This is a genomic window from Bradyrhizobium sp. Leaf396 (genome assembly GCF_001424605.1).
In the GTDB taxonomy this organism is placed as follows: Bacteria; Pseudomonadota; Alphaproteobacteria; order Rhizobiales; family Xanthobacteraceae; genus Bradyrhizobium; species Bradyrhizobium japonicum_C.
Window position 1 is genome coordinate 75,401 of the sequence record NZ_LMQJ01000006.1, and the last position, 25,684, is coordinate 101,084.

Here is a 25,684-nt window from a genome sequence, read left to right on the forward strand (position 1 = left end):
AGTCAAAAATGGATCCGCAAGCAGCGAAATTTCTCGGCGCGGGCATCGCGTGCATCGGCATGGGCGGCGCCGGCATCGGCGTGGCCTTCATCTTCGGCAATTACCTGTCCGCAGCGATGCGCAACCCGGCAGCTGCCCAGGGCCAGTTCGGCAACCTGATTTTCGGCTTCGCCGTGACCGAAGCGCTCGGCATCTTCTCGCTGCTGATCGCTCTGCTGCTGCTGTTCGTCCCGCTCTGAACGCGTTTCGCGCCGCTTCCTGGTGGGAGGCGGCGCGTCTGACAGCAACAGGAGAACTCCATGGCTGAGAGTCATGGCGGCGCCACGGGTACCGGCGCTCACACGGAGGCCGATGGCGGTCACCACGGCGGTGGCTTTCCGCCGTTCGAGAGCAGCACCTTTGCCTCGCAACTGGTGTCGCTCGCGATCGCCTTCGTCGCGCTGTATCTGATCGTCTCCCGGCTCGCGCTGCCGCGTGTCGGCGGTGCGATCGAGGCGCGTCAGAACAAGATCGAAGGCGATCTCGCCGAAGCGCAGAAGCTGAAGGATCAGTCCGAGGCCGCGCTCAAGGCCTATGAAGGCGAGCTCGCGGCGGCGCGCGCGCGTGCTCAGGCGATCGGCAACGAATCCCGCGAAAAGGCGAATGCGCAGGCGGACGCCGAACGCAAGACGCTGGAGCAGCAGCTGGCCGCCAAGCTCGCCGAGGCGGAGAAGACGATCGCCTCGACCCGCGCGACCGCCATGAGCAACGTGCGCGGCATCGCGGCTGATGCGGCCGGCACCATCGTTCAGCAGCTCACGGGCGTCGTTCCGGATGCAGCGTCGGTCAATGCCGCCGTTGACGCATCCTTGAAGGGTTAGTCGAGATGTTCTTCACACCTGAGTTCTGGGTCGCCGTCGCCTTCGTGATCCTGATGGTGATCTTCGGCTATGTCGGGGTGTTCAAGACTGCGATGTCGGCGCTCGATCATCGTGCCGCTCGCATCAAGGCCGAGCTGGACGAGGCGGCGCGCCTCAAGCAAGAGGCAGCCAAGGTGCTGGCCGATTACAAGGCGCGCACTGCATCGGCTGAACGCGAGGCCGCCGACATTATCGCCAACGCAAACGCCGAAGCAGAGCGAATCGCAGCCGAGGCCAAGGCGAAAATGGAAGACTTCGTTGCACGACGGACCAAGACCGCGGAGGGCAAGATCGCGCTCGCCGAGGCTCAGGCTCTCGCCGACGTCCGTGCCGCTGCCGCGGAAGCCGCCGTGCAGGCCGCTTCCGCGATCCTGTCGCAATCCGTCAGGGGCCAAGTCGCCGACGACCTGCTGGCCAAGGGCATCAACGAGGTTCGACAGAAGCTGAATTGAGGGCGAACGCCTTCCGAACAAAAAGGCCGGCGCGACGAGCGCCGGCTTTTTTGTTTGCTGGGTTGCCCGCCTTCGCCGGCAACGACGGCTGAGATTGCCGCAAGACCTCGCCTACTTCTTCTTCCGTCCCTTCGGCTCGGGCGAAAGCGCCTGCGGGTCGAAGCCGACATAGAAGATATAGTTGTCGGCGACCGCGGGTGACGGCATCGGATAGGCCAGGTCCTCGGCGACGAAAGTGAAGGGTACACTGCCGCCCTCCGACATCGAGACTGTGGTCCGGTAGGCCTTGGAGGCAATGACCTTCTCGCCGATGCCACCCTGCACGACCGCGACGCGCAAGGGGACCTCGACGGTCGCAGGCGCCCCGGCGGGGCCTGCGATGACGCGGCCCTGAATGCCGATCCGAGCGGTGATATCGCCGCCGTTCCGGGCACACTCGCGTGCCATCTTGGTGATCGTGGCCTGGAAGCGGATGTCGTTACCGACGGCCTGCTTGCCGCTCGCACCGACCGCATAGGTGGAGGCGCCGGAGCGCACGGTGACCTGCGGGCAATCCAAGTCATCTTCTTCGGCGGGCTGACCGGGCGCGGGCGCCGGAGTGGGCTGCGCCGACTCGTCGGACTTGCCGCCGAACAGGCTCTTGAAGCGGTCGGTTAAGGACTGGGCCGCCGCCGGGGAGACAGAGGCGAGCGCAGCCGACAGCATCAACGCGACCGCTGTTCCCCGCCGCGATGCATTCCGCGATGACCGAAGCTCCTTCACCATCGACCCCATAACTCCATCCGAACATCCGGCCGATCCACCGGCCGGCCCGCGCCGTTATATCGCCAAAATCGGCGAACCCAAGGCCAACAAACAGGGTGCGCGGACAAGGCAAGCGGACAGGGTAGCAACGAGGCCGGATCGTCGAGAATATGGCCGCACGGGAGATTGCAGCTCAGCCGCGGAAATCCTCGTGCAGCAGGCCGAACAGCAGATGATCCTGCCAGACTCCATTGATGCAGAGATAGCGGCGCGCCAGCCCCTCGCGTGAGAAGCCGCACTTCTCCAGCACCCGGATCGAGGGCGCATTGGTGGGAATGCAGGCGGCCTCGACCCGGTGCAGATTGAGCTCGCCGAACAGCGTCGGCAACAACACCCGCAGAGCCGACGTCATGTAGCCGCGATGGGCATACGGCTGGCCGACCCAGTAACCGATGGTGCCGGCCTGCACGATGCCACGCCGGACATTGGCGAGCGTGATTCCGCCTACTAGTGCGCCGTCGAGCTCACGGAACACCAGAAACGGATAGGAGCGGTCCGCGGCAATGTCCTCGGAATAGCGGCGCAGGCGGCGGCGGAAGCCGGACCGGGTGAGATCGTCGGAGGGCCAGATCGGCTCCCAGGGCGTGAGATAGTCACGGCTGGTTTCGCGCAGATGGGCCCATTGCAGGAAGTCGGACATTTGCGGGGCGCGCAGCAGCAGACCGTTGCCGCGCGGCGCGAGGGCGGCGGGTCCACTGGATGGCAGGCGAAAGAGAGCCATGGTGATGCTTCCGGGGGGCGGGCGCCCTTGGGCGGCTCCTAGTGCAGCCGCGCCTTGGCGCGCGCCCGGGTCAATCCTTCCGCGAAAGATACCGCGGTGTCCAGACCCCTGCCGCTGCCCAGTGCGACAACGGCGGGCCTGCTCCGCGACAGCAGCGCACGTGCCGCGTCCCTGGTCGATTCGATGCTGACGGCATCGATGCGAGTCACCAGTTCCTGCGCCGTCTGCGGCCGCCCGTAGGCGAGCACATGCCGGGCCAGTTGCTCGGCACGGGAGGAGCAGCTCTCCAGCGCCATCAGAAGGCCAGCCTTCATCTGCGCCTTGGCCCGGGCGATCTCGGCCTCGGTCAACGTCTCCACCGAATCGTTCATGATGTCGACCACGACTTCCATCATCTCCGGAGCGTCGGCTGGATCGGTGCCGGTGTAGAGGCCGAAGAAGCCGGTGTCGGTATAGGGCGCGTGGAACGAATAGATGGAGTAGCAGAGAGCGCGCTTCTCACGCACCTCCTGGAACAGGCGCGAGGACATTCCGCCGCCGAGGATATTGGTGAAGACCTGGAGCGAGAACAGCGACGGATCGGTCTGCGGCACGCCTTCCAGCGCCAGCGTCAGATGCGCCTGCTCGAGCTCGCGATGCACCACCTTGGTCCCGCCCTTGCCGAACTGAGCGGTCTGCGGCTTCGGCCCCGGCGTCCCCTCGAAGCTGGCAAAGCGCTTCTCGACCTCGGCGACCACCTCCTTGTGATCGACCGCGCCGGCCGCCGCCACCACCATGTCGGGCCCGCGATAATGCGTCGACAGATAGCCCTGCAGCATGTCGCGGTTGAAGGCGCGCAGCGTCTTGGCCGTGCCAAGCAGGGATCGGCCCATCGGCTGGTCGGGATAGCAGAGCTCGTTCAGGTGCTCGAACACGACATCGTCGGGCGTGTCCTGCGCGGCACCGATCTCCTGCACGATGACGTTCTTCTCGCGCTCCAGCTCGTCGGGCTCGAAGGCGGGATTGGCGAGGATGTCGGCGAGCACGTCGAGCGCGAGCGGCACGTCCGCCTTCAGCACCCGCGCGTAATAGGACGTGGTCTCGGTCGAGGTGCCGGCGTTGAGGTCGCCGCCAACCGCCTCGATCTCCTCGACGATCTCGCGCGAGGAGCGCTTGGTCGTGCCTTTGAATGCCATGTGCTCGAGCAAATGTGAGATGCCGTGCTCGTTCGGCTTTTCGTCGCGTCCCCCGACGCCGGCCCAGACGCCGAGCGCCGCGGTTTCAAGATGGGGCATCTCGTCGGTAACGACGGTCAGGCCGGAGGCAAGCTTGGAAATCTCGACGCTCATCCGGCAACTCCTTGCTTTGCGGCGCGGCTGACCGACAGCACGAACCGCTCGATCTCGGCCTGATCGTTCTTCATCACCCTCATGTGTTCGGATTTGGTCATCAAGCCGTCGAGCCAGGCCGGCAATTGCGGCCGCTGGCCGCAGGCCGCCTCGACAGCGTCGGGGAATTTGGCCGGGTGGGCGGTGGAGAGCACGATGCTCGGCACCCGCGTGTCGGTGGTGTCGCGGTCCGCGACGGCGAGCGCCACCGCCGTATGGGGGTCGACCAGTTCGCCTGCTTCGCGCCAGGCGGCGCGGATCGCGGCAGCCGTCTCGGTCTCGTCGGCGCGCCCTGCGTCGAACTCCTCGCGGATCGCGGCCAGCGTCGCATCGGGCAGCACGAAGCGACCGGACTGCTTGAGCGACTCCATCAAGCGGCGCACGCCAGCCGCATCGCGCCGGCCTGCCTCGAACAGCAGCCGCTCGAAATTCGACGAGATCTGGATGTCCATCGACGGCGACGCCGTCGCATGCACCTCGCGCACTTCGTAGATACCAGTCTTCAGCGTGCGCGCCAGGATGTCGTTGACGTTGGCGGCGATGCGCAGGGTCCGCACCGGCAGTCCCATGCGCTTGGCGACGTAGCCCGCGAAGATGTCGCCGAAATTCCCCGTCGGCACGACGAAATCGACCGCGCGCGCCGGCGCGCCGACGGCAACGGCAGAGGTGAAATAGTAGACCACCTGAGCGACGATACGCGCCCAGTTGATGGAGTTGACGCCTGACAACGAGGTCGCATCGCGGAAGCGATGATTGTTGAACATCGCTTTCACGAGCGCTTGGCAATCGTCAAAGTTGCCCTCGACCGCGAGCGCATGGACGTTGGCGGCACCCGTGGTCGTCATCATCCGCCGCTGCACCTCGGAGATGCGCCCGTGCGGAAACAGCACGATGAGATCGACATTCTCGAGCCCGGCAAAGGCTTCGACCGCGGCCCCGCCGGTATCGCCTGATGTCGCGACCACGATGGTGGTGCGCTGGCCGCGCTTGGCCAGTACATGGTCCATCAGCCGCGAGATCAGCTGCATGGCCACATCCTTGAAGGCGAGCGTTGGGCCGTGGAACAGCTCCAGCACGAACTGATGCGGCGACATCTGGCGCAGCGGCACCACTGCGGGATGGCGGAAGGTGGCATAGGCCTCGTTCGCCATCCGGCCGAGTTCAACGTCGGTGATCTCGCCGCCGGCGAAGGGGCGAATCACATCGACCGCGACCTCCCAATAGGGGCGGCCGAAGAAGGCGGCGATGGTCTCGGTCGGAAGCTGCGGCCATGTCGTCGGCACATAAAGGCCGCCGTCGCGGGCCAGCCCGGTCAGCATCACATCACAGAAGCCGAGTTCAGGGGCCTCGCCCCGGGTCGAGATATAACGAGTCAAACTGCCCTCCAAAGGCCGGCCGGGCCGCAACCCGACGCCTAAGCCTTTGATTTTACGAAGTTACTTGTTCAAAGCCAGAGGCTCGCCCACCATAAAGCGTTTTGCGGCATCGGCAAACCGCTTCTGGCCCACCCTCGCCCAGCGAAAAAGGGCTGCGGCATTGCCGCAGCCCTTCTCTTGGAAGGTCTGTCGTTGTGTGCAGACCGGTTGCCTGTCCGGGGTCGATGACCGCCGACCGTTTCGGCGAGCTTTCCTCGCCTGTCACGAAATCGTCAAGAGCCAAATCGCGCGCGCCGAAGAATGTTCCTATTTTTCCCGAGGCATCCCAAGGCACAAGGACTTCACACGCGGCGAGGCTCGACAGGAAATACCATTTTTTCCCGAAAAGTTTTCCTCTCGCAGGAACGAATGCAGCCTCGGCCCATTGTGTTTGCGGATGGGTGTCAGCCCGTTGCCCATGCATTGCCCGGCCAACGGCGGCGTCGATCCGTCGACCGAACCGCTGCATCCTGGAGCAGCCGGTTCGGTCGCTGGGCGGAAGCTCAGTTCATCCCGATTTCCACGGCAATCCGAATCAGGTCGGAGTGATTTTTGGCGCCCAGCTTCTGCTTGAGCAGAGACGTGGTGTTGGCGACGGTCTTGTAGGAGATGCCGAGCGCCTCGGCGACCTCGACGATCTTGTCGCCGCGTCCGAGCAGGCGGAGAATTTCGAGCTCCCGCGGCGTCATCTGCGAGGCCGGATTGGCCTTGATTGCCGCGCCGGAAAACGTGACGGCTTCCGCAAGCTGCGGCGAGATGAAATTGTCCCCCGCGACCACCTTGCGCACCGCTTTTAGCAGGAGCCTGGGATCATCGCCCTTGGAGACGTAGCCCTGGGCCCCAAGCTCCACGGCGCGCACCACGAAGGCGGGATCGTCGTTCATGCTGAACATGATGATCTTGGCGGCGGGATCGTCCTTGCGGATCCGTCGCATCAGCTCGAAGCCGGAGACATCGGGCAGGCTGATGTCGATCACGGTGACGTCGGGCCGCTTGCTGACATAGGCGCGATGCCCGGATTTGGCATCGGTCGCTTCGTCAATGCGTATCGACTGGTCGGAAGCGAACAAGGTCCGGCAACCGGACAGCACCACGGGATGGTCGTCGACGATCAGGACCCTGGTCGCCAGCTTGGCGGTATCTTGCATCGCGCACTCTCTCGTTTTTCGACTCATAGACCGACGGGAAGAAATGGAAAGAGTAAATTCCGCCGATGCGCGTTAGAATTGACCTAATGTGGCAGCGACTCTCGTTCAGGACGCAACTGTTTCTTCCGCTCGGCGCGAGCTTCCTGGCGGTGCTGATCCTGGGCGGCGTGCTGCTCCAGATATTCGCAACGGGCCAGCTGGCCGAGGAACGCGAGCCGGGAAGGCGATCGATCCAGGCCATCGCCACCGCGCTCAACAACACCTTGCGTGCATCGGACAATCCGCGGCAGACGCTCGACGCCTTTGTCCATTCCTTGGACACCTCCTCGGATATTCAATTCCGTGCCCTGGGAGCAGGTCCCACGCCGTCACCGAAGGACGACTCGCGCAAGTCGCATGGCGTGCCGCAATGGTTCATCCGCCTTCTCGCCATTCCCGAAATCGACGCGGCATCCCCGGTCATGATCGATGGCCAACGTGTCGGCGACATCGTCTTCCTGTCGGACATGTCGGCCGATCTGTTCGAGAAGTGGATCGGCTTTCTGGCGTTCACCGGCCTGGTGGCCGTGCTGATGGCTCTTACCGGCACGATCGCCTACGTCTTGTCGGGATCTGCCCTGCGCCCCATGCAGGATCTCGGCGAAGGTCTCACGCGAATACGACAGGGCGACTACACCAGGCCGATTCCGGTCAGGGGGCCGCCGGAGATCCGGCAGGGCTGCGAAGAGGCGAATGCGCTCGCTGCAACGCTGGCGCAATTGAGCCGGGACAATCGCGATCTGATGCACCGCCTGGTGTCGCTCCAGGACGACGAGCGACGCGATCTCGCCCGCGAATTGCACGACGAACTCGGGCCGCTGCTGTTCAGCATCCGCGCGGGCACGATCGCGCTCGTCGAGGCCTCACCGCCCGTGGGAAATCTCGGCAACCCGGCGCAGGATCTGCTGCAATCGGTCGAGGCACTCCAGCAAACCAACCGCCGTATCCTCGACCGGCTCCGACCGCTCTACATCGAGGAACTGGGCCTTTCGACCAGCGTGCAGACGCTGCTTCGGAACTTTCGCAAGCAGGCGCCGCATATCGTCCTGACGGACACGATCGACCCGGACCTGAACGTGATCGAGGGGCCGTCGGCACAGACCGTCTATCGGGTGACACAGGAGGCACTGACCAATGTGCTACGCCACGCCAAGGCAGGCAGCGCCCATGTGCAGGCGATCGTCACCGGTGAGACGGTCGTCATCGAGATTTCCGACGATGGCGCCGGTTTTCCGGCCGGCAACGTCTTCGGCCGGGGCCTGACCGGCATGCAAGAGCGCGTGCGCGCGCTCAGCGGATCGCTGTCCCTGCTGCGCATGAACGAACGGACTTATGTGCGCTGCCGCCTTCCGGCTAAGGCAAGTCGGGACCCGGCGTCATGAGGCCAGCCGGCACCAGCAGCCATCTCGCACGTTCTGCAGCGCCGGTTCGCACAGCGTGCTGCGGATCTTGCCTTCCGGGCTGAAGCGGAACGAGACGTGAATGCGCAACGCGCCGGCAACGGAGTATTCGAGGTCGACGCCGTCGGGTGCCGGATGAATCTCCTCAAGCCCGAAACCCGCCGCCGAGAAAGTGCTGAGCCGCGGCTGCCAATACGCCTCGAGCTCGCTTCGACCGCTATAGCGCTGGGTGCCGTTACACGTACATTCGGCCTGGGCGTCATCCGCGTAGAGGCCGAGCAACGTCATGAGGTCGCCCTTCCGGCAGGCGTCCACCCAGTCGACGACAATTCCCATCTGATCGAAGTCGCTCACGCCGCAATCCTGTCTGCCGCGGAGAATCGGCGGCGGCTTGGGACCACACTCGTGAATGTGCGCTGAATAATAAACCCCGGGCGATACCGGGTTCCACGGAAAATCTTCGGATGAGCTCAGCTCCGCCGGCGGCCTCTTGCCCACACGGCGAAGGCGATCAGCACGGCGCCCGCAAGCGTGAACCAGGTGATGGCGTATTGCAGGTGATCGTCCTTCAGATTCACGACGAGCGGCCCCGGACGCGGAATGCCATTCGCAGGTGCTGGCTGCTCGAGGTCAACATAGAACGGCGCAACAGCGCCCCAGCCGAGCGCGCTTGCCATTGCCAGATGATCGCGCACGAACCAGAGCCGCTTGGCGCGATTCTCCCCCGGCGTCAGCCAGCCTGGCGCCTCGGGAAAGCGCAGGTAGCCGGTGAGCGTGACCGGCTCACCCGTGACGAGCTTCTTCACCGCACGATCCTCGACATCGCGATCCTGCATCGTGTTCTCGATAAAGCCCGCATCGATCACGACGGTCTCGCCGCTCGGAAGCCGCGCCGGCAGGAACGCCCAGGTGCCGGGGCCGGAGGCGTCCTTGCGCACCGCGGAGCCCGCGGAATAGACCATCGCATCGGGCAGCGGCGCATACGTCGCCGTGAAGCTGACGCGCCGGAATTCGTCGCGGGCGGGATTGAGACCAGACCATAGCACCGGCAAAGGCAGCGCGACGGGTGCCGCCGCAAGCCGCTCGGTGAGGGCCGCAATCAGCTCGTGCTTGGCTGTCCGACGCTGCAACTGCCAGACACCGAGCGCGACGCACACGGCTGTCAGGAACAGCGTGAACAGCGCGAAGCCGGCCACGCGGCCCTTGCGCGCGGCCTCGTTCATTTCGCGCGATCAACCAGCCGGCCGGGCGCCGCCTTGTGGTGGAATTGCAGCGCGATCAGCAGCGATTTCATCGCACGCAGCGGCAGCAGCGTGGTGGCGAGGATCAGCGGCAGCCAGAGCGCCGCATGGAGCCAGAACGGCGGCTGGTACTTGACCTCGACGACGAGCGCGCAGCCGACGACGATGGCGCCGGCGAGCATGATAATGAAGATTGCCGGGCCATCTCCGGTATCGATGAAGGCGTAGTCGAGACCGCAACGGTCGCAAGCGGGGGCGAGCGTCAGGAAGCCCGCATAAAGCTTGCCCTGGCCACAGCGCGGGCACTTGCAGGCAAGCCCGCGCATCGCGCTCTGCAGGACGGTGGTTTCGGACGGGGAGGTGCCGGCGGTGTCGTTCATGATGGCGGACTCTATCACACTTTCGGCCGAAACTTCCGGCGGCCGGAACGCGAAAGGGCGGCCCTGCGGCCGCCCTTTCTGGTCGTTCAATCTGGCTTAGTGGGCAGCGTGAGCCATGGTCTCGGCGCCGCGTCCCCAGACGTAGATGCAAAGGAACAGGAACAGCCAGACCACGTCAACGAAGTGCCAGTACCAGGCGGCGAATTCGAAGCCGAGATGCTGCTTCGGCGTGAAATGGCCGGCATAGGCGCGGAACAGGCAGACCAGCAGGAATATGGTGCCGACCAGCACATGGAAACCGTGGAAGCCCGTCGCCATGAAGAAGGTCGCACCGTAGACGTTGCCGGCGAAGGAGAACGCCGCATGGCTGTACTCGTAGGCCTGCACGCAGGTGAAGAGGGCTCCAAGTACGACCGTGAGGATCAGGCCGTATTTCAGGCCCTGGCGGTCGTTCTCGAGCAGCGCATGGTGCGCCCAGGTCACAGTGGTGCCTGAGGTGAGCAGGATCAGCGTGTTCAGGAGCGGCAGATGCCAGGGATCGAAAGTCTCGATGCCCTTCGGCGGCCAAGTGCCGGGGACCGAGCAGGCGCCAGCCTGGGTCCCGAGACCGCAGCCGAACACGGCGTCGCGGGTCGCCTGCACCGCGTCGGCCGGGAACAGCGCGGCGTTGAAATAGGCCCAGAACCAAGCGACGAAGAACATCACCTCGGAGGCGATGAAGAGGATCATGCCGTAGCGATGATGCAGCTGCACGACGCGGGTGTGGTCGCCCTTGTACTGGGCCTCCTTCATCACGTCCCCCCACCAGCTCGCCATGGTGTAGAGCACGCCGACGGTACCGACGCCGAACACGATCGGCGCCGCAGAGAACATGTGGTGCATCCAGGCGACCGCGCCGACGGCCATGATGAACGCCGAGAGCGAGCCGACCGCCGGCCAGGGAGAGGGATCGACCAGATGATAGTCGTGATGCTTGGTGTGCGCCGTAGCCATTCCGTCTCTCTCCTCAATCCCGTGCCTGGCAGGCACTTATCCCCTTGCTTCCGACATCCCGAGCGCGCGCCCGGCGGTCAGAGATTTCCCTTGCGCTTGTCGCCTTCGCCCGAAGCCAGCGGCTTCACCACCGGATCCCTCACCGGATAAAACGTGTAGGACAGCGTGATGGTGTTCAACGCATCATTCTCGCGGTCGTCGGCGATCGATGGATCGACGTAGAACACGACCGGCATCTCGCGCTTCTCGCCCGGAGCCAGGGTCTGCTCGGTGAAGCAGAAGCAGTTGATCTTCTGGAAATATGAGCCGACCGTCAGCGGCGCGACATTGTACGCGGCCTGCGCGGCCGTTGTGCGCGCGGCCTGGTTGGTCACGGTGTAGAAGACGGTCACGACCTGGCCGATATTGACCTCGATCTCGCTCTGCTCCGGCTCGAACTTCCAGGGCAGGCCGGGCGCGACGTTGGAATCGAAGCGCACCGATATCTTCCGCGCGATCGGGCCGGAGGCCGGCGCAGAGGTCGCAACCTGCGTCGTGCCGTTGAAGCCGGTGGCACGGCAGAACCAGTTGTAGAACGGCACCGCCGCGTAGGAAGCACCGACCATCAGCGCGACCACGCCGCCGCAGATGGAAGCCACCACCACATCGCGCCGCAGCGCACGGCTCCCGGCCGGCTTACGATCGGCCGGCTTGGCGCTGACGTCCCGTGATATGATCGGCTCGTGATTCATGTTTCCTACATCGGCCGCACGAGTACCGCCGGTCCCTTGACCATGGTGACGGCGAAGAACAGCACCACGAGCACGCCGAGCGCGAGCGCGATTGCGATCGAACGCTGACGACGGCTCTTCCGCTGCGCCTCGGTGAGGACGATTCCGTCTGGCTCGGGTTTGTCGGCCATCGCTGTGATCATGCGCCCCCTGCCATCGGCACGAGCGCCCGGTACACGACCTCGGCCAGCAAGGTCGCGAACAGCGCGAACAGATACAGGATCGAGAATGCAAACAGCTTGCGGGTCGCGCGCAGCGACTGGCTGCGTTCGCGACGCAGGTAGACGTTGATCGCGAGCACCAGCATGCCAGCCCCCAGGATCAGCGAGACGATGCCGTAGACGGCGTCGAAATAGCCAAGCGCCCATGGCGCCGCGGCGACCGCGATCAGCACGACGGTGTAGAGCAGGATCTGGAGCCGCGTCGCGTCGGGACCGGCGACGTTGGGCAGCATCGGAATGCCGGCGCGCGCGTAGTCGTCGGAACGAAACAGCGCCAGCGCCCAGAAATGCGGCGGGGTCCAGAAGAAGATGATGGCGAACAGCAGCAGCGGTTCGACATCGACCGTGCCCGTGACCGAAGCCCAGGCCACCACCGGCGGCAGCGCGCCGGCGGCGCCGCCGATCACGATGTTCTGCGCGGTCCAGCGTTTCAAGCCGATCGTGTAGATCACGACGTAGAAGAAGATGGTGAAGGCGAGCAGCGCGCCCGCGACCCAATTGACGAGGATGCCGAGCGTCATCACCGAGAAGAAGGCGAGCGTCGTGCCGAACGCCATGGCTTCGGGACGTGTGATGCGGCCGCGCGGGATCGGGCGGTTTGCCGTGCGCGACATCTTGGCGTCGATGTCGCCCTCCAGCGCCATGTTGAGCGCCCCGGAGGCGCCGGCACCGACCGCGATGCAGAGCAGAGAGGTGATCGCCAGCACCGGGTGAAAGTGCCCTGGCGCCATCGCCATCCCGACCAGCGCGGTGAAGATCACCAGGGACATCACCCGCGGCTTGAGCAGCGCGATATAATCGCCAACCTCCGCTTCGGAGATGCGGGGATTGATGTCGATGGCGTTCTGGTCGAGGACGGACACTTAGATCTACTCGCTTCGTTATAGCGCCGCGGCGCCCGTCACGGGCGCCGCGGGAGATGGCTTACTGCACGCGGGGCAGCACTTCGAACTGGTGGAACGGCGGCGGCGAGGTCAGCGTCCATTCCAGCGTGGTCGCGCCCGCACCCCAGGGGTTGTCGGCAGCCGGCACCTTGCGGGCGAAAGCGTCGAACACGCAGTACAGGAAGATCAGCACGCCGAAACCGGAGATGTAGGAGCCGATCGACGAGACCAGATTCCAGCCCGCGAAGGCATCGGGATAGTCGATATAGCGGCGCGGCATGCCCGACAGACCGAGGAAGTGCTGCGGGAAAAACACCATATTGACGCCGACGAAGGTGACCCAGAAGTGCGCCTTGGCCAAAGTCTCGTTGTACATGTAGCCCGACATCTTCGGGAACCAGTAGTACCAGCCGGCGAAGATCGCGAACACCGCGCCGAGCGACAGCACGTAGTGGAAGTGCGCAACGACGTAGTAGGTGTCCTGGAGCACGCGGTCGACGCCCGCGTTCGCCAGCACGACGCCGGTGACACCGCCGATCGTGAACAGGAAGATGAAGCCCACCGCCCAAATCATCGGGGCGCGGAACTCGATCGAGCCGCCCCACATCGTTGCGACCCACGAGAAGATCTTCACGCCGGTCGGAACGGCGATGACCATCGTGGCCGCGACGAAGTAGGCCTGCGTCGCCGAGGACATGCCGACCGTGTACATGTGGTGCGCCCACACCACGAAGCCGATGCCGCCGATCGCGACCATCGCGTAGGCCATGCCGAGATAGCCGAACACGGGCTTGCGCGAGAAGGTGGAGACGATCTGGCTGATCATGCCGAAGCCCGGCAGGATCAGGATGTACACTTCGGGATGACCGAAGAACCAGAACAGATGCTGGAACAGCACCGGGTCGCCGCCGCCGTCAGGCGCGAAGAACGTCGTGCCGAAATTGCGGTCGGTGAGCAGCATGGTGATCGCGCCGGCGAGCACCGGAAGCGACAACAGCAGCAGGAACACCGTCACCAGGATAGACCACACGAACAGCGGCATCTTGTGCAGGGTCATGCCCGGCGCACGCATGTTGAAGATGGTGGTGATGAAGTTGATGGCGCCGAGAATCGACGAGGCGCCCGCAAGATGCAGCGCCAGGATCGCGAAATCGACGGCGGGCCCCGGATGGCCAGAGCTCGACAGCGGCACGTACATGGTCCAGCCGGCGCCGACACCGTTGGAGCCCGGCTCGCCCTCGACGAAGGTCGACATCAGCAGCAGCGCGAAGGACGCCGGCAGCAGCCAGAACGAGATGTTGTTCATGCGCGGGAAAGCCATGTCGGGCGCGCCGATCATCAGCGGCACGAACCAGTTGCCAAAGCCGCCGATCATCGCAGGCATGACCATGAAGAAGATCATGATCAGGCCGTGAGAGGTCACGAACACGTTGTAGGTGTGGGCCTCGTGGAAGATCTGCACGCCCGGATACATCAGCTCGACCCGGATCGCGATCGACATCGCGGCACCGATGATGCCGGCAATGACCGCGAAGATCAGGTACATCGTGCCGATGTCCTTGTGGTTGGTCGAATAGACGTAGCGCCGCCATCCGGTCGGATGGGCGTGCTCGTCATGTCCGTGGGCCTGCGCGTGATCGCCGTGTGCCGCTGCGCTCGTTGCCATTTTCAAATCCTGCCTTGCGTCCCGTTCGGACCTCTGGAGGTCCCGCCCTTTTGTCGCTTTCAGTCCCTCAAGCCGTCACCCGACGCCTACTGCGTCGGGCCAGCAGCGGAGGCGTAGGTGCTGGTGCCGCCGCTCGCATATTTCTTCTTCGCCGCTTCGACCCAGGAGGCGAACTCCTGATCGCTCACCACTCGCACGGCGATCGGCATGAAGGCGTGGTCCTTGCCGCAAAGCTCCGAGCACTGACCGTAGTACATGCCGGTCTTGGTGGCCTTGAACCAGGTCTCGTTCAGGCGGCCGGGAATGGCATCGATCTTGACGCCGAAAGCCGGCACCGCAAAGGCGTGGATGACATCGGCGCCGGTCGTCTGGACCCGAATCACCTTGTTGACCGGCACCACCATCTCGTTGTCGACGCCGAGCAGGCGGGGTTGCTTGTCCTGCGCCATCAGCGAGTCGAACTCGAATTTGCCGTTATCAGGATAGGCATAGGACCAGTACCACTGCTTGCCGGTCGCCTTGATGGTCAGGTCGGCCTTCGGCACGTCGAGCTCCAGGAACAGAAGCCGGAACGACGGCACCGAGATGCCGACCAAGATGAGCACCGGAACCAGTGTCCAGGCCACCTCGATCAGCGTGTTATGGGTGGTCCGCGACGGCACCGGATTGGCCCGCGCGTTGAACTTGACCACCACGATGACGAGCAGCGCCAGGACAAACAGTGTGATCAGGGTGATCAGCACGAACAGGAAGTTGTGGAACCAGATGATGTTGTCCATCACCGGGGAACCGGACTGCTGCAGCGTCCACTCCCACGGCGCCGGCTGCCCGAGCTCGGCGAATGCCGCACCACCCGTCGCCAGCATGATGCCAGCCACCGCCACGAAGATGGTGGCCAATCCCAGCAATTGCCGGCCCACCCGACCCATCGACATCCTCATGCCGTTCGCGCTCCCCTTACGAAATCACCCCAGATGCATCCCCCTGTTTGCGGGAAGCACTTATTCGATCCGCCGGTCTGACAAACCGCCACGCAAGAATACCTCTAAGAGGAACTGGGGCCAGATCGCTAGAACGCGAAATCAAGCCTCTCAAACCATAATTCTTGATCTATCGCAATGCAGTCTTGAGCTTCGTCTGTCAGCCATCACCCGCAAGATATTTCCTAGTAACATCAGACAAAAATACCGTTGGCCGGGATGCTGCGGCTTGACAGCGGAATTGCTCGCGGTAGGCACAGGCGAATGGCCGCGCAGCAGCCTGATTCGTGCGGGCGATGGCGGCGTGGGCGGCGCGGATTTTGCTTGGGAATCGCCTTCAAGACGCCGTCATTCCCGTATCAGTGCGCCGGATTGGTCCGCCAAGCACGAGCGAGCCAGGCGAGCAGAGGGACCGACCCGATGGGGCTTTCGAGATCGATGGCAAGGCCGGCCAACGGCCTCCCGGCGCTGGCCCTGCTGGCTTCGATCGTCCTGCCGGCGCTCCCGGGCCTCGCTCATGCGCAAGGCGCGGTCCGCTCCGTCCATGGCGACTGGCAGATCCGCTGCGACACCCCGCCCGGCGCCCAGACCGAGCAATGCGCCCTGATCCAGAGCGTGGTGGCGGAGGACCGTTCCAATGCCGGCCTGACCGTGATCGTGCTCAAGACCGCCGACCAGAAGAGCCGCTTGATGCGCGTGGTCGCCCCGCTCGGCGTGCTCCTGCCCTCCGGCCTCGGCCTCAAGCTCGACAACCAGGATGTCGGCCGCGCCGGCTTCGTCCGCTGCCTGCCCAATGGCTGCGTCGCCGAGGTCGTCCTGGAAGACAAGCTGCTGGGCCAGCTGCGCAGCGCCAAGACCGCGACCTTCATCATCTTCGAGACCCCCGAAGAAGGCATCGGCTTTCCGCTCAGTCTGAACGGGCTGGGTGAGGGATATGACAAGCTGCCGTAGCGTCGCGGGCAATCCTATTGTTTCCGTAATGTGAGGCTTCGCGCCCTCGCGGAACCGGCGCGAAATCATTATCTTGCCGTACATACCCCGGCTAATGGACGGACGCATGACCAACCCTGCCACAACCTCCCTGCTCGACCGCGCCAATCTCGACCGCGACCAGGTTCGCCACGAGATCGCGCGGGGGCTTTCGGGCGCCGACGACGGCGAGCTGTTCCTGGAGTACAGCCAGACCGAAGCCCTGATGTTCGACAATGGGCGGCTCAAGCAGGCGACCTACGACACCTCGCAGGGCTTCGGCTTGCGCGCCGTCAAGGACGATGCGGTCGGATATGCGCACTCCTCCGACGTGTCCCTGCCGGCGCTGATGCGCGCGGCGGATGCAGTTTCGGCCGTGCGCGGCGGCTATTCCGGCAGCTTCGCCGCGCCGCCCCCGCACACCAATGTGCGGCTCTATGGCGACGACAATCCGCTGGATGCGCCGGGCTTCGAGACCAAGGTCAAGCTGCTCGCCGAGATCGACGCCTATTTGCGCGACAAGGATCCGCGGGTGCGGCAGGTCAGCGTCAGCCTGGGCGCGACCTGGCAGGTCGTCGAGATCCTTCGCCCCGATGGCGAAAGCTATCGCGACATCCGTCCGCTGGTGCGCGTGAACATTTCCGTCGTCGCGGGCCAAGGCGACCGCCAGGAGAGCGGCAGCAAGGGTTATGGCGGCCGCGCCGGCTATGCCGAATTCATCGAGACGAAATCCTGGCGCGAGGCTGCCGATGGCGCGTTGCGCGAGGCGCTGGTCAATCTGGAATCGATCCCGGCCCCCGCGGGGGAAATGGACGTCGTGCTCGGTGCCGGCTGGCCCGGCGTGATGCTGCATGAAGCGGTCGGTCATGGACTCGAGGGCGACTTCAACCGCAAGAAGACGTCCGCCTTCGCAGGCCTGATGGGCCAGCAGGTTGCCGCGAAGGGCGTCACCGTGGTCGACGACGGCACGATCGCCTCGCGGCGCGGCTCGCTGTCGATCGACGACGAGGGCACGCCGACCAATCGTACCGTGCTGATCGAGGACGGCATCCTCGTCGGCTACATGCAGGACCGCCAGAACGCGCGGCTGATGAACATGAAGCCGACCGGCAACGGCCGCCGCCAGGGTTACGCCCACGTGCCGATGCCGCGCATGACCAACACCTACATGCTCGCCGGCGACCGCGATCCGGCCGAAATCCTTGCCTCCGTGAAGAACGGCGTGTTCGCCGCGAATTTCGGCGGCGGCCAGGTCGACATCACCTCGGGCAAGTACGTGTTCCAGTGCACGGAAGCCTACAAGATCGAGAACGGCAAGATCGGCGCCCCGTTGAAGGGCGCCATGCTGATCGGCAACGGCCCGACCGACCTGCATCGCATCCGCATGATCGGCAACGACCTTGCGCTCGACACCGGAATCGGAACCTGCGGCAAGAACGGCCAGGGCGTGCCCGTCGGCGTTGGCCAGCCGTCGCTGCTGATGGAACGCATTACCGTGGGTGGGACGGGCGCATGAGCGTTGAAGAGAAGGTCACTGCCACCCCCAAGCGGAAGAGCAGCGGCTGGGCCGGGCAACTTGCTCAGCTCGCCGGCATCGTCGCCGCGGTCTTCATCGCCAAGGGCGCGCTCGCCGAACCGTTCTATGTGCCGTCAGGCTCCATGGAGCCGACGCTCTTGATCGGCGATGCGCTGCTCGCCTCGAAATTCCCCTATGGTTACGGCACCTCGTCACTGCCGATCCAGATCAGCCTGCCCGAAAGCGGCCGCGTCTTCGCGGAAACACCGAAACTCGGTGACGTCGTGGTCTTCCGCTGGCCCGGCGATCGCTCGCAGGCCTGGGTCAAGCGCGTCGTGGGCTTGCCGGGCGATCGCATCCAGATGCGGCAGGGCCAGCTCTTCATCAACGACCGTCCGGCCGAGCTGAAGCCCGATGGCATCGGCACCGCCGAGGACGACCGTGGCCGAAGCGAACCCGCCTACCGCTATGTCGAGACGCTGCCGAACGGTGTTTCGCATTTGATCTTCAAGATGCGCGACAGCGGTCCGCTGGACAACACGCCTGAAGTGACCGTGCCGGCCGGCCATCTCTTCGTGCTGGGCGACAACCGCGACAATTCCGCCGACAGCCGTGTGCCGCTGCGGTCGGGCGGCGTCGGCCTGCTGCCGATCGACAACCTGATCGGTCGTGCGGACGCTGTGGTCGGCTCCTGGGATCTCGGCATGCGCAGCCAACCGGTGTGGACTTGGCTGTCCGGTTTCAGGCTGGCGCGGTTCTTCACCGCCGTGCATTGATCGAAGCGTCGATCATGGGATGGCAAGGCCCGAAGCGTACCCACTGCTTCTGTCGCAACGTTGAGAGATGGTGGCACGACGCCGGGCGCGCATCTTAGCCTACCCTGCGATTTCCAATGACCCGCGACGAATTCCTCGCGTTGGCGCTGCAGAATCCGGTCAACGCCGCGATCGTCGATGAACTCGATCGGCTCGCGCTGCCCGATGCGTGGCTTGTCGCAGGTTGCCTCGTGCAGACGGTTTGGAACGCGCTTACCGGCCGTGCGATCAGCCACGGCATCGCCGACTACGACGTGTTCTATTTTGACCCCGATACCTCGTGGGAAGCGGAAGACACTGTGATCCGCGGGCTGCATGCGCGTCTTGCGCATCTCGGCGCCAAGGTCGAGATCCGCAACCAGGCGCGAGTGCATTTATGGTACCCCGACAAGCATGGCCTGCCCTATCCGCCGCTGGCGCGCTCGACTGACGGTATCGACCGGTTCCTCACGGAGAATACGCAACTGGGGATCCGGCCCTCAGGTGGAGAGTTCGACGTCTATGCGCCCCACGGATTCGACGACATCGCAAAGCTGATCGTACGACCCAACCGGGCGCTGAATTTTTCCGCCGCCAATTACGCGGCGAAGGTCGCGCGATGGAAGGCGCTATGGCCGGAGCTGACGGTGATTGAGGCGGACGCATGAGCCGGGATCCATGACGCATCGAATCCGGCGCCGGGTGGACCGCGCTCTGCAACGCAGCTCGAAAAGCGCCGCGGCACGTACGGGGGACGAGACGACTAACGAACCACGCCCGACGTGAATCCCGCCTTGCGGCGCGGGGGCTTGATTTCCTTCTTCAGGAAACAGCGCGCTTCGCGCCCGGTGTAGCCGGGGCGGGCATAGGTGAAGGCGCGGCATTTGTTGTCGGCGGTGCATGCAGCCTTGCAGACCTCCACACCCTCCCCGTCCTTCAAGTCGAAGTTGCGCAGATCGCCGCCAGGGCGGTCGATCGAGGTTTCGACGCCCTCGATCCGCGGCTCAATCACGCCCGCACCGCGCACTCCGGAGATACAGCAACTCCCCGGCACGCGTGCGGGCACGGTGTTCTTGAGCCAGCAAACGGCAGACCCGCCTTCGACGTCGGGATAGCTGAAGCTCCAGGCGCGGCAGCGGCGGTCGCGCTCGCACAGCAGCGCGCAATCTTCGGGATCGCCCGAGGCGACCGGTGTGCTGAAGTAGTCGCCACCGGGCCGATCGAACGCCGTCTGGGCAAGCGCCGGCACGCCCGCAAATGCGAGCGAAAGCAGCGCGGCAGATGCCACGACGCTGGCCATGACGGCCCCGGATAGGCGGCCCTTCCGCATCGAAACAGCTTTCGAGTTATTGACGAAGCTCAGGTTTTTCGGCCGGTCATTTGATCGCCGCAAACCTGTACGGGCGATGAACGGCTCAAGTCCCGCTCGTTGGCCTATAGGTTGAGAGCATGATGCCGAGAAGTGTGCAGCGAGTTTCGGAGAAGATCATGCTCAAACAATAACCTGAGCCGCGATCACGATCCAATTCAGCGCCCTAGAACGCGTACTCCACATAGGCTGGTTCCACCGAACCCTTCCAGGGACCGTTGAATTTCTCCAGCATTTCCTCCGCGGGAGTTTTGCCGGAATCGACGATGCGATCGAGTGGCTCGAGGTGCCGGGTCTCGTCGCGGCCGAGCTGGTCGATCCGGCTGCGCCGCCGCAGGCCGGCATGAGCCAGAACGAGGCACTCCTTGGCGATCTCGAAGAGATAACGGTCCTTGATCCGCGCCTTGAAGCCGAGACGCGGCACGTCATCGCGCAGAGCCTGACGTTCATGTGCGGTCCAGTGCTTCACCAGGTCCCAGGCGGCATCGAGCGAAGCGTCGTCGTACAGGATTCCGACCCAGAAGGCGGGCAGCGCCGGCAAGCGGCCCCATGGCCCCCCGTCGGAGCCGCGCATCTCCAGATAGCGCTTGAGCCGCACTTCCGGGAAGATCGTCGAGAGATGATTGGCCCAGTCGGACAGCGTCGGACGCTCGCCGGGAAGATTGTTGTTGCGGCCCTCGAAGAACGCGCGGAACGAGGAGCCCGACACGTCGATGTACTCCTCGCCGCGCTTGACGAAATACATCGGCACGTCGAGCGCGTAGTCGACATAGCGCTCGAACCCCATGCCGTCCTCGAAAGCCCACGGCATCATGCCCGCGCGGGCGTTGTCGGTGTCGCGCCAGATCTCGGACCGGAAAGAGAGAAAGCCGTTCGGCTTGCCTTCGGTGAATGGCGAATTGGCGAACAGCGCAGTCGCGACCGGCTGGAGCGCGAGCGAGACGCGCAGCTTCTTGACCATGTCGGCTTCGGAGGAGAAGTCGAGATTGGTCTGCACGGTGCAGGTCCGGTACATCATGTCGAGGCCGTACTGACCGACCTTCGGCATGTAGTTGGTCATGATCTTGTAGCGGCCCTTGGGCATCACCGGGATGTCGGCGCGCGACCAGGTCGGCGTCATGCCAAGCCCGAGGAAGCCGATGCCGAGCGGCGTTGCGATCTCGCGCACCTGTGCAAGATGCGCCATCAACTCGCTCTGGGTCTGGTGCACGTTCTCGACCGGCGCGCCGGACAGCTCGAACTGTCCGCCGGGCTCGAGCGAGATCGCGCCACCGCCGGTGACGTCGTAGAGACCGATGATGTTGCCCTTCTCCATGATCGGCTCCCAACCGAGCAGGAGCTTCATGCCTTCGAGCAGCGCGCCGATTCCGCGTGCGCCTTCGTAAGGCACGGGACGGTGGCCTTCGAGCGTGAACGGCGTCTTCTCGTGCTCGGTGCCCATGCGGAATTCCGACGGGTCCTTGCAGCCGGCCTCGAACCACGCGACGAGTTCGTCGCGCGATTGCAGAGGCGTCATATCGATCTGGTCTCGCGCCATCTCAAACTCTATTCAAACGGCGCTTCGACCGAACGCGCGCGGGTGACAGGGATCGTCCGCGAACCCACCGGGTGCGCGGGCGAGCGGGTTTGCCGCGCGATCATCGCGACGGCATGCTTTCGTTGGCGCCCGCGGGCGGCAGTTTCATCTCGCCGCACGAGCAGCCCAGGCGGTCGAGCAGACCGCTGAGCTTGACGGCGTCGGCATCTGACAGTTTCGAACCGACATATTTTTCGATCGCAGCGGAATAGGCGCCCCACATCCGCTTCTGCAGCTCGCGGCCGGCTTCCGTGATCTCCACGAACTGGCCGCGCTTGTCGATCTTGCATTCGCGCCGCGAGGCAAGGCCCTCATCGACCAGGCGGTCGATCAGCCGCGATGTGGAATATTGGGGGATCAGCATCTGCCGCTCGAGTTCGACCGGGCGCAGTTCGCCCGAGGGCGCCCGCGACAATTCGAGCAGCGCGTCATACCAGGCCAGTGGTGGAAAGCCGGCTTTCTTCAAGTCCTGCTCGACGCAATCGAGCACGCGGCTCTGCACCCGCATCAGGCGGATCCAGGCGGCCGTTGCCTCGGTCGATGGTCTGCGTTTCATGGTCCCGCTCAAGCTCGTCGTCCGACTCTTACCTCATTTGATGCAGCTGCATCAATCTTGACTATCAAAGCAGGTGCATGTAGTTGCTCTTTCGGCCGAGAAAAGCCTCGGGCGCAAATACCGCGAACTCTCCCGTTCGCCCGGTGCCTGCTCGCTGTCCCCCACATTGCTGCTCTGGAAGCAGCATTGTCATATGAGCGGGGCGAGGTCGACAGAGGCGCATGAAGCTCGAAATCGCGGGGACGATCTGAAGCTGAAGTCCAGCGACCTGCTCCCGGCGCTGGGACTCGACAACGATCAAATCGTGACCGAAGGTCCGGTGATTGTCCAGATGAACGCCGATAGACCGCCCGTGACAGCGTGGGGCACAAGTTCCGGCCACGGCGACCTCATGGACCAGCAGTTGCGGCGGCCGACAGTTCATCAAGATACCGGCTTGAAAGATACCGACTTGAAGACCCGCGTCTCGGCGTGGCGATGTCAATTTGATACGCATTGTCCCGGTTAACAATAACCCCGCCTTGTCCGCTCCGCAGTCGTCACCATCCTTGTGAGAGCAATCTCGTTGGCTCAACTTCAGCTAGGAACCGCAACGCGGACTGCTGAATTGGGATTCTATCGTGACGATCGTACTACTTCTCTTGGTCGCGAGCGGAATCGCGGGACTTGCGACGGGACTGTTCTTTCGGGTCTGGGCTCTGTTGCTCGTTTCACCGGCGACTGCGATTGTTGCAGCAACCGTGCTCCAGAGCTCGGAGTTCGGATTTTGGGCGGGTATTCCGATCGTGACCGCTTGCCTCATGATGGGCCAGTTCGCCTACCTCGCAGCGACGTTTCATCTGTACAGAGGAGAACTCTCAATGCAGGACGAAACCAACGGCGAACCAGGCAAGCAAAGCCATAACCACATCGGCGGTCAAAACGAGTAAGGCCCAACCGATCCAGGACGGTATTTTTCTGCGCCGCCGCATGATTCTGGGACCTGCGCGCGGCCGATCGAGGACCAACATCGGAGAATATCTTGCGCGCACGCCGGCCGCACCATCCTGAAACGGTGTGAGGCTCATTGCGGGACACTTCCAATGCGAATGGTCATCTTGTGAATGCGTTAGCAAGCGGGATGCCAGTGCGGAGCGCCTGACGGCAGCGAGGATCTGCAGCGGCGCTGGTGCGGCAGGGAACCGGTTAGCAGGCGAAGGCCGGCACAACAGAAAGGCCGGATCGATGATCCGGCCTGCCTGTCGTTCCTGCGCCACCATGAAAGCGTGCAGCGCAATCCCCGCTACACGTGCTACTCAAGCCGCTGCCTTCTTCGGCGCGAAGCGACCATAGAAGGTCTCGCCCTTGGCTGCCATCTCCTCCAGCAGCTTCGGCGGCGTGAAGCGCGAGCCGTACTTGGCCTCGAGCTTGCGGCAGAGCTCGACGAACTTCTTCGTGCCCATGAAGTCGATATAGGACAGCGTGCCGCCGGTGAACGGCGCGAAGCCGAAGCCGAGGATCGAGCCGACATCCGCCTCGCGCGGATCGGTGATGACGTGGTCCTCCACCGTGCGCGCGGCTTCCACCGCCTGTACCACCAAAAAGCGCTGCTTCAGCTCCTCGACGTCGAGCGTGTCAGGGTCGAGTTGCTTCGGCTGCAGCGCTGACAAGCCCGGCCACAGGCTCTTCTGGCCCTTGCCCTTCTCAGGGTAATCGTAGAAGCCCTTGCCGTTCTTGCGGCCGAGGCGGCCCTGCTTCTCGACCATCTCCACCATCAGCTTCTTCTGGTCGGGATTGATGGCATTGGGGCCAAGATCGGCTTCCGTCGCCTTCATGATCTTGAGGCCGAGGTCGAGCGCGACCTCGTCCGAGAGCGAGAGCGGGCCGACAGGCATGCCGGCCATCTTGGCGCAGTTCTCGATCATCGCCGGCGGCACGCCTTCCAGGAACATCTCGTTGCCTTCGGCGACGTAGCGGCCGACGCAGCGGTTGGCGAAGAAGCCTCTGGAGTCGTTGACCACGATCGGCGTCTTGCCGATCTGGCGGACGTAATCGAGCGCGGTCGCGAGTGCGACGTCACCGGTGTTCTTGCCGAGGATGATCTCGACCAGCATCATCTTCTCGACGGGCGAGAAGAAGTGGATGCCGATGAACTTGCCCTGGTCCTTGAAGCTCTCGGCCAGCGAGGTGATCGGCAGCGTCGAGGTGTTGGAGGCGAAGATCACGTCGGGCTTGAGATATTGCTGCGCCTTGGCAAAGGTGTCCGCCTTGACCTTGCGGTCCTCGAACACGGCCTCGATGACGAGATCGACGTCCTTCAGCGCGGCGTAGTCCGCGGTCGGCGTGATCCGCGCGAGCAGTGCTTCGGCATCCGCAGGCTTGGCGCGGCCCTTCTTGATCTGCTCCTCGATCACCTTCTGCGCATGCGCCTTACCCTTGTCGGCGCTCTCCTGGTCGCGGTCGATCAGGACGACGTCGAGGCCGGCGCGGGCCGAGACGTAGCCGACGCTCGCGCCCATGAAGCCGGCGCCGATCACGGCGATCTTCTTCACCTTGGTCGGGGCCACGTCCTTCGGACGGCGCGCGCCCTTATTGAGCTCCTGCATCGACAGGAACAGGCTGCGGATCATCGCCGCCGCTTCCTTGGATCGCAGCACCGAAGTGAAGTAGCGCGACTCCACACGCAGTGCGGCATCGATCGGCAGCTGCAGGCCCTCATAGACGCAGCTCATGATCGCGCGAGCGGCCGGGTAATTGTCGTAAGTCTCGCGGCGATAGATGGCGTTGCCAGCCGGGAACATCATCATGCCGGCCTTGGAGAACACCGGACCGCCCGGAAGCTTGAAGCCTTTCTCGTCCCAGGGCGCGACGGCCTTGCCGCCACCCTTGATCCAGTCCTTCGCGGCCTTGACGAGATCGGCGGCGGGAACGACGGCGTGAATCAAATTCAGCGCCTTGGCCTTCTCCACCGTCACAGGATCGCCCTTGAGCAGGATCGTCATGGCGTCCTGCGGCGGCACAAGACGCGGCACCCGCTGCGTGCCGCCGGCGCCGGGGAACAAGCCGACCTTGACCTCGGGCAGGCCGAGGCGGGTCTTGGGATTCTCCGCCGCGACCCGATAGTGGCAGCACAGCGTGATCTCGAAGCCGCCACCGAGCGCGAGGCCGTTGATCGCGGCCGCCCAGGGCTTGCCTGAGGTTTCGATCGAGCGCAGCACCTGCGAGAAGCGCCGGCTCTGGTCGAACAGCATCTGGTTCGCCGCGGTCTCGCCCTGCTCCTTGAAGACTTTTGCGTAGGCCTGGTTCATGCCTTCGAGCATGGAGAGGTCCGCCCCGGCGCAGAAGGCCTCCTTGGCCGAGGTGATGACGACGCCCTTCACCGCAGCATCCGCCGTGGTCGCCTTGACGATCGCCTCGAGTTCGTTGGTGGAGGTCTCGTCGAGCACGTTCATCGAACGGCCCGGGATATCCCAGGTGACGAGCGCGATGCCGTCGGAATCGGTCTCAACCTTGAAGTTCTTGTACGACATGTTGGTTGCTCCCTG

At 64.3% G+C, this 25,684-nt stretch carries 29 protein-coding genes; 10 read left to right on the top strand and 19 right to left on the bottom strand.

The window, feature by feature from the left end; genetic code table 11:
* Positions 1 to 8 precede the first annotated feature (8 nt).
* The 3 genes from ASG57_RS08090 to ASG57_RS08100 are packed head-to-tail and all read left to right on the top strand — an operon-like array spanning position 9 to position 1,351.
* Complete coding sequence (locus ASG57_RS08090; RefSeq protein ID WP_008541273.1) at positions 9 to 239, top strand: F0F1 ATP synthase subunit C; 231 nt, start codon at positions 9 to 11, stop codon at positions 237 to 239.
* A gap of 60 nt (positions 240 to 299) precedes the next feature.
* Entirely contained in the window at positions 300 to 860 is a 561-nt protein-coding gene (locus ASG57_RS08095) for a F0F1 ATP synthase subunit B (protein ID WP_024339107.1), read from the top strand.
* 5 nt (positions 861 to 865) lie between these two features.
* Positions 866 to 1,351, top strand: coding sequence for a F0F1 ATP synthase subunit B family protein (locus tag ASG57_RS08100; protein ID WP_024339108.1), 486 nt, complete (start codon positions 866 to 868; stop codon positions 1,349 to 1,351).
* Positions 1,352 to 1,462: 111 nt separating this feature from the next.
* Here the strand turns inward: ASG57_RS08100 and ASG57_RS08105 are convergent, their stop codons facing one another.
* From ASG57_RS08105 to ASG57_RS08125, 6 genes are all read right to left on the bottom strand, one after another.
* Positions 1,463 to 2,116 carry a hypothetical protein gene (locus tag ASG57_RS08105; protein WP_024339109.1) on the bottom strand — a complete coding sequence of 218 codons (654 nt, stop codon included), beginning with the start codon at positions 2,114 to 2,116 and terminating at the stop codon, positions 1,463 to 1,465.
* Between the two features lie 172 nt (positions 2,117 to 2,288).
* A complete protein-coding gene (locus ASG57_RS08110; RefSeq protein WP_057196017.1) occupies positions 2,289 to 2,876 on the bottom strand; it encodes a GNAT family N-acetyltransferase in 588 nt (195 codons plus the stop codon).
* 38 nt (positions 2,877 to 2,914) lie between these two features.
* Positions 2,915 to 4,204, bottom strand: coding sequence for a M16 family metallopeptidase (locus ASG57_RS08115; protein ID WP_024339111.1), 1,290 nt, complete (start codon positions 4,202 to 4,204; stop codon positions 2,915 to 2,917).
* A complete protein-coding gene (gene thrC, locus ASG57_RS08120; protein ID WP_024339112.1) occupies positions 4,201 to 5,619 on the bottom strand; it encodes a threonine synthase in 1,419 nt (472 codons plus the stop codon). Before thrC ends, ASG57_RS08115 begins: the two co-directional genes overlap by 4 nt.
* A gap of 52 nt (positions 5,620 to 5,671) precedes the next feature.
* A complete protein-coding gene (locus ASG57_RS37585; protein ID WP_155248405.1) occupies positions 5,672 to 6,127 on the bottom strand; it encodes a hypothetical protein in 456 nt (151 codons plus the stop codon).
* A gap of 34 nt (positions 6,128 to 6,161) precedes the next feature.
* Positions 6,162 to 6,806 carry a response regulator transcription factor gene (locus ASG57_RS08125; protein ID WP_024339113.1) on the bottom strand — a complete coding sequence of 215 codons (645 nt, stop codon included), beginning with the start codon at positions 6,804 to 6,806 and terminating at the stop codon, positions 6,162 to 6,164.
* An 86-nt stretch (positions 6,807 to 6,892) separates the two neighbouring features.
* On the opposite strand from ASG57_RS08125, the gene ASG57_RS08130 reads away from it, so the two are divergent.
* Positions 6,893 to 8,227 carry a histidine kinase gene (locus tag ASG57_RS08130; protein ID WP_024339114.1) on the top strand — a complete coding sequence of 445 codons (1,335 nt, stop codon included), beginning with the start codon at positions 6,893 to 6,895 and terminating at the stop codon, positions 8,225 to 8,227.
* On the opposite strand, the gene ASG57_RS08135 is transcribed toward ASG57_RS08130, so the two are convergent.
* The 9 genes from ASG57_RS08135 to coxB form a co-directional block, all read right to left on the bottom strand.
* Positions 8,222 to 8,599 carry a nuclear transport factor 2 family protein gene (locus ASG57_RS08135; RefSeq protein WP_024339115.1) on the bottom strand — a complete coding sequence of 126 codons (378 nt, stop codon included), beginning with the start codon at positions 8,597 to 8,599 and terminating at the stop codon, positions 8,222 to 8,224. The two genes, ASG57_RS08130 and ASG57_RS08135, sit on opposite strands and share 6 nt — an antisense overlap.
* 116 nt (positions 8,600 to 8,715) lie before the next feature.
* The gene (locus tag ASG57_RS08140; RefSeq protein WP_057196018.1) at positions 8,716 to 9,468 is read right to left on the bottom strand and encodes an SURF1 family protein; all 753 of its coding nucleotides are present in this window, start codon (positions 9,466 to 9,468) and stop codon (positions 8,716 to 8,718) included.
* Positions 9,465 to 9,866, bottom strand: a complete 402-nt coding sequence (locus ASG57_RS08145) for a DUF983 domain-containing protein (RefSeq protein ID WP_024339117.1) — start codon at positions 9,864 to 9,866, stop codon at positions 9,465 to 9,467. Before ASG57_RS08145 ends, ASG57_RS08140 begins: the two co-directional genes overlap by 4 nt.
* Positions 9,867 to 9,962: 96 nt before the next feature.
* Positions 9,963 to 10,859, bottom strand: a complete 897-nt coding sequence (locus tag ASG57_RS08150) for a cytochrome c oxidase subunit 3 (RefSeq protein ID WP_024339118.1) — start codon at positions 10,857 to 10,859, stop codon at positions 9,963 to 9,965.
* 77 nt (positions 10,860 to 10,936) lie between these two features.
* Positions 10,937 to 11,590, bottom strand: coding sequence for a cytochrome c oxidase assembly protein (locus tag ASG57_RS08155; protein ID WP_057196019.1), 654 nt, complete (start codon positions 11,588 to 11,590; stop codon positions 10,937 to 10,939).
* Positions 11,591 to 11,595: 5 nt separating this feature from the next.
* Positions 11,596 to 11,772, bottom strand: a complete 177-nt coding sequence (locus tag ASG57_RS08160; RefSeq protein WP_024339120.1) for a cytochrome c oxidase system small membrane protein — start codon at positions 11,770 to 11,772, stop codon at positions 11,596 to 11,598.
* Positions 11,769 to 12,713, bottom strand: coding sequence for a heme o synthase (locus tag ASG57_RS08165; RefSeq protein ID WP_024339121.1), 945 nt, complete (start codon positions 12,711 to 12,713; stop codon positions 11,769 to 11,771). Before ASG57_RS08165 ends, ASG57_RS08160 begins: the two co-directional genes overlap by 4 nt.
* A 61-nt stretch (positions 12,714 to 12,774) precedes the next feature.
* Positions 12,775 to 14,400, bottom strand: coding sequence for a cytochrome c oxidase subunit I (gene ctaD, locus ASG57_RS08170; RefSeq protein WP_024339122.1), 1,626 nt, complete (start codon positions 14,398 to 14,400; stop codon positions 12,775 to 12,777).
* An 86-nt stretch (positions 14,401 to 14,486) separates the two neighbouring features.
* The gene (coxB, locus tag ASG57_RS08175) at positions 14,487 to 15,341 is read right to left on the bottom strand and encodes a cytochrome c oxidase subunit II (protein ID WP_024339123.1); all 855 of its coding nucleotides are present in this window, start codon (positions 15,339 to 15,341) and stop codon (positions 14,487 to 14,489) included.
* 459 nt (positions 15,342 to 15,800) lie between these two features.
* Between coxB and ASG57_RS08180 the strand changes: the two genes are divergently transcribed.
* The 4 genes from ASG57_RS08180 to ASG57_RS08195 all read left to right on the top strand — a co-directional run bounded on the left by ASG57_RS08180 (position 15,801) and on the right by ASG57_RS08195 (position 19,327).
* Entirely contained in the window at positions 15,801 to 16,331 is a 531-nt protein-coding gene (locus ASG57_RS08180; RefSeq protein WP_024339124.1) for an invasion associated locus B family protein, read from the top strand.
* 106 nt (positions 16,332 to 16,437) lie between these two features.
* The gene (gene tldD, locus ASG57_RS08185; protein ID WP_024339125.1) at positions 16,438 to 17,865 is read left to right on the top strand and encodes a metalloprotease TldD; all 1,428 of its coding nucleotides are present in this window, start codon (positions 16,438 to 16,440) and stop codon (positions 17,863 to 17,865) included.
* Positions 17,862 to 18,641: a signal peptidase I gene (lepB, locus tag ASG57_RS08190; protein WP_024339126.1), complete on the top strand. Its 780-nt coding sequence runs from the start codon at positions 17,862 to 17,864 to the stop codon at positions 18,639 to 18,641. The genes tldD and lepB overlap by 4 nt, the downstream gene beginning before the upstream one ends.
* 116 nt (positions 18,642 to 18,757) lie before the next feature.
* A complete protein-coding gene (locus tag ASG57_RS08195; protein WP_024339127.1) occupies positions 18,758 to 19,327 on the top strand; it encodes a nucleotidyltransferase family protein in 570 nt (189 codons plus the stop codon).
* Positions 19,328 to 19,422: 95 nt separating this feature from the next.
* Here ASG57_RS08195 and ASG57_RS08200 read toward each other — a convergent pair whose 3' ends face one another.
* The 3 genes from ASG57_RS08200 to ASG57_RS08210 form a co-directional block, all read right to left on the bottom strand.
* The gene (locus tag ASG57_RS08200) at positions 19,423 to 19,989 is read right to left on the bottom strand and encodes a PAN domain-containing protein (RefSeq protein ID WP_024339128.1); all 567 of its coding nucleotides are present in this window, start codon (positions 19,987 to 19,989) and stop codon (positions 19,423 to 19,425) included.
* 205 nt (positions 19,990 to 20,194) lie between these two features.
* Positions 20,195 to 21,565: a glutamate--cysteine ligase gene (locus ASG57_RS08205; RefSeq protein ID WP_024339129.1), complete on the bottom strand. Its 1,371-nt coding sequence runs from the start codon at positions 21,563 to 21,565 to the stop codon at positions 20,195 to 20,197.
* Positions 21,566 to 21,665: 100 nt separating this feature from the next.
* Positions 21,666 to 22,160, bottom strand: a complete 495-nt coding sequence (locus ASG57_RS08210) for a MarR family winged helix-turn-helix transcriptional regulator (protein ID WP_024339130.1) — start codon at positions 22,158 to 22,160, stop codon at positions 21,666 to 21,668.
* A gap of 73 nt (positions 22,161 to 22,233) precedes the next feature.
* Between ASG57_RS08210 and ASG57_RS08215 the strand changes: the two genes are divergently transcribed.
* A complete protein-coding gene (locus tag ASG57_RS08215) occupies positions 22,234 to 22,668 on the top strand; it encodes a glutathione S-transferase family protein (RefSeq protein WP_155248406.1) in 435 nt (144 codons plus the stop codon).
* 112 nt (positions 22,669 to 22,780) lie between these two features.
* Complete coding sequence (locus tag ASG57_RS08220) at positions 22,781 to 23,089, top strand: hypothetical protein (RefSeq protein ID WP_024339132.1); 309 nt, start codon at positions 22,781 to 22,783, stop codon at positions 23,087 to 23,089.
* A 366-nt stretch (positions 23,090 to 23,455) separates the two neighbouring features.
* Here the strand turns inward: ASG57_RS08220 and ASG57_RS08225 are convergent, their stop codons facing one another.
* Positions 23,456 to 25,669 (bottom strand): FAD-dependent oxidoreductase, encoded by a 2,214-nt coding sequence (locus ASG57_RS08225; protein ID WP_057196020.1) that lies wholly within the window; start codon positions 25,667 to 25,669, stop codon positions 23,456 to 23,458.
* Positions 25,670 to 25,684 lie beyond the last annotated feature (15 nt).

Coding starts and splice junctions, on each gene's coding strand:
- ASG57_RS08225 (WP_057196020.1), bottom strand. CDS start 25,669: ATGTCGTACAAGAACTTCAAGGTTGAGACCGATTCCGACGGCATCGCG.
- ctaD (WP_024339122.1), bottom strand. CDS start 14,400: ATGGCAACGAGCGCAGCGGCACACGGCGATCACGCGCAGGCCCACGGA.
- tldD (WP_024339125.1), top strand. CDS start 16,438: ATGACCAACCCTGCCACAACCTCCCTGCTCGACCGCGCCAATCTCGAC.
- ASG57_RS08150 (WP_024339118.1), bottom strand. CDS start 10,859: ATGGCTACGGCGCACACCAAGCATCACGACTATCATCTGGTCGATCCC.
- ASG57_RS08110 (WP_057196017.1), bottom strand. CDS start 2,876: ATGGCTCTCTTTCGCCTGCCATCCAGTGGACCCGCCGCCCTCGCGCCG.
- ASG57_RS08095 (WP_024339107.1), top strand. CDS start 300: ATGGCTGAGAGTCATGGCGGCGCCACGGGTACCGGCGCTCACACGGAG.
- ASG57_RS08100 (WP_024339108.1), top strand. CDS start 866: ATGTTCTTCACACCTGAGTTCTGGGTCGCCGTCGCCTTCGTGATCCTG.
- lepB (WP_024339126.1), top strand. CDS start 17,862: ATGAGCGTTGAAGAGAAGGTCACTGCCACCCCCAAGCGGAAGAGCAGC.
- ASG57_RS08160 (WP_024339120.1), bottom strand. CDS start 11,772: ATGATCACAGCGATGGCCGACAAACCCGAGCCAGACGGAATCGTCCTC.
- ASG57_RS08125 (WP_024339113.1), bottom strand. CDS start 6,806: ATGCAAGATACCGCCAAGCTGGCGACCAGGGTCCTGATCGTCGACGAC.
- ASG57_RS08200 (WP_024339128.1), bottom strand. CDS start 19,989: ATGCGGAAGGGCCGCCTATCCGGGGCCGTCATGGCCAGCGTCGTGGCA.
- ASG57_RS08180 (WP_024339124.1), top strand. CDS start 15,801: ATGGGGCTTTCGAGATCGATGGCAAGGCCGGCCAACGGCCTCCCGGCG.
- ASG57_RS08210 (WP_024339130.1), bottom strand. CDS start 22,160: ATGAAACGCAGACCATCGACCGAGGCAACGGCCGCCTGGATCCGCCTG.
- coxB (WP_024339123.1), bottom strand. CDS start 15,341: ATGAGGATGTCGATGGGTCGGGTGGGCCGGCAATTGCTGGGATTGGCC.
- ASG57_RS08105 (WP_024339109.1), bottom strand. CDS start 2,116: ATGGTGAAGGAGCTTCGGTCATCGCGGAATGCATCGCGGCGGGGAACA.
- ASG57_RS08090 (WP_008541273.1), top strand. CDS start 9: ATGGATCCGCAAGCAGCGAAATTTCTCGGCGCGGGCATCGCGTGCATC.
- ASG57_RS08195 (WP_024339127.1), top strand. CDS start 18,758: ATGACCCGCGACGAATTCCTCGCGTTGGCGCTGCAGAATCCGGTCAAC.
- ASG57_RS08145 (WP_024339117.1), bottom strand. CDS start 9,866: ATGAACGACACCGCCGGCACCTCCCCGTCCGAAACCACCGTCCTGCAG.
- ASG57_RS08155 (WP_057196019.1), bottom strand. CDS start 11,590: ATGAATCACGAGCCGATCATATCACGGGACGTCAGCGCCAAGCCGGCC.
- ASG57_RS08115 (WP_024339111.1), bottom strand. CDS start 4,204: ATGAGCGTCGAGATTTCCAAGCTTGCCTCCGGCCTGACCGTCGTTACC.
- ASG57_RS37585 (WP_155248405.1), bottom strand. CDS start 6,127: ATGCAGCGGTTCGGTCGACGGATCGACGCCGCCGTTGGCCGGGCAATG.
- ASG57_RS08130 (WP_024339114.1), top strand. CDS start 6,893: ATGTGGCAGCGACTCTCGTTCAGGACGCAACTGTTTCTTCCGCTCGGC.
- ASG57_RS08205 (WP_024339129.1), bottom strand. CDS start 21,565: ATGGCGCGAGACCAGATCGATATGACGCCTCTGCAATCGCGCGACGAA.
- ASG57_RS08140 (WP_057196018.1), bottom strand. CDS start 9,468: ATGAACGAGGCCGCGCGCAAGGGCCGCGTGGCCGGCTTCGCGCTGTTC.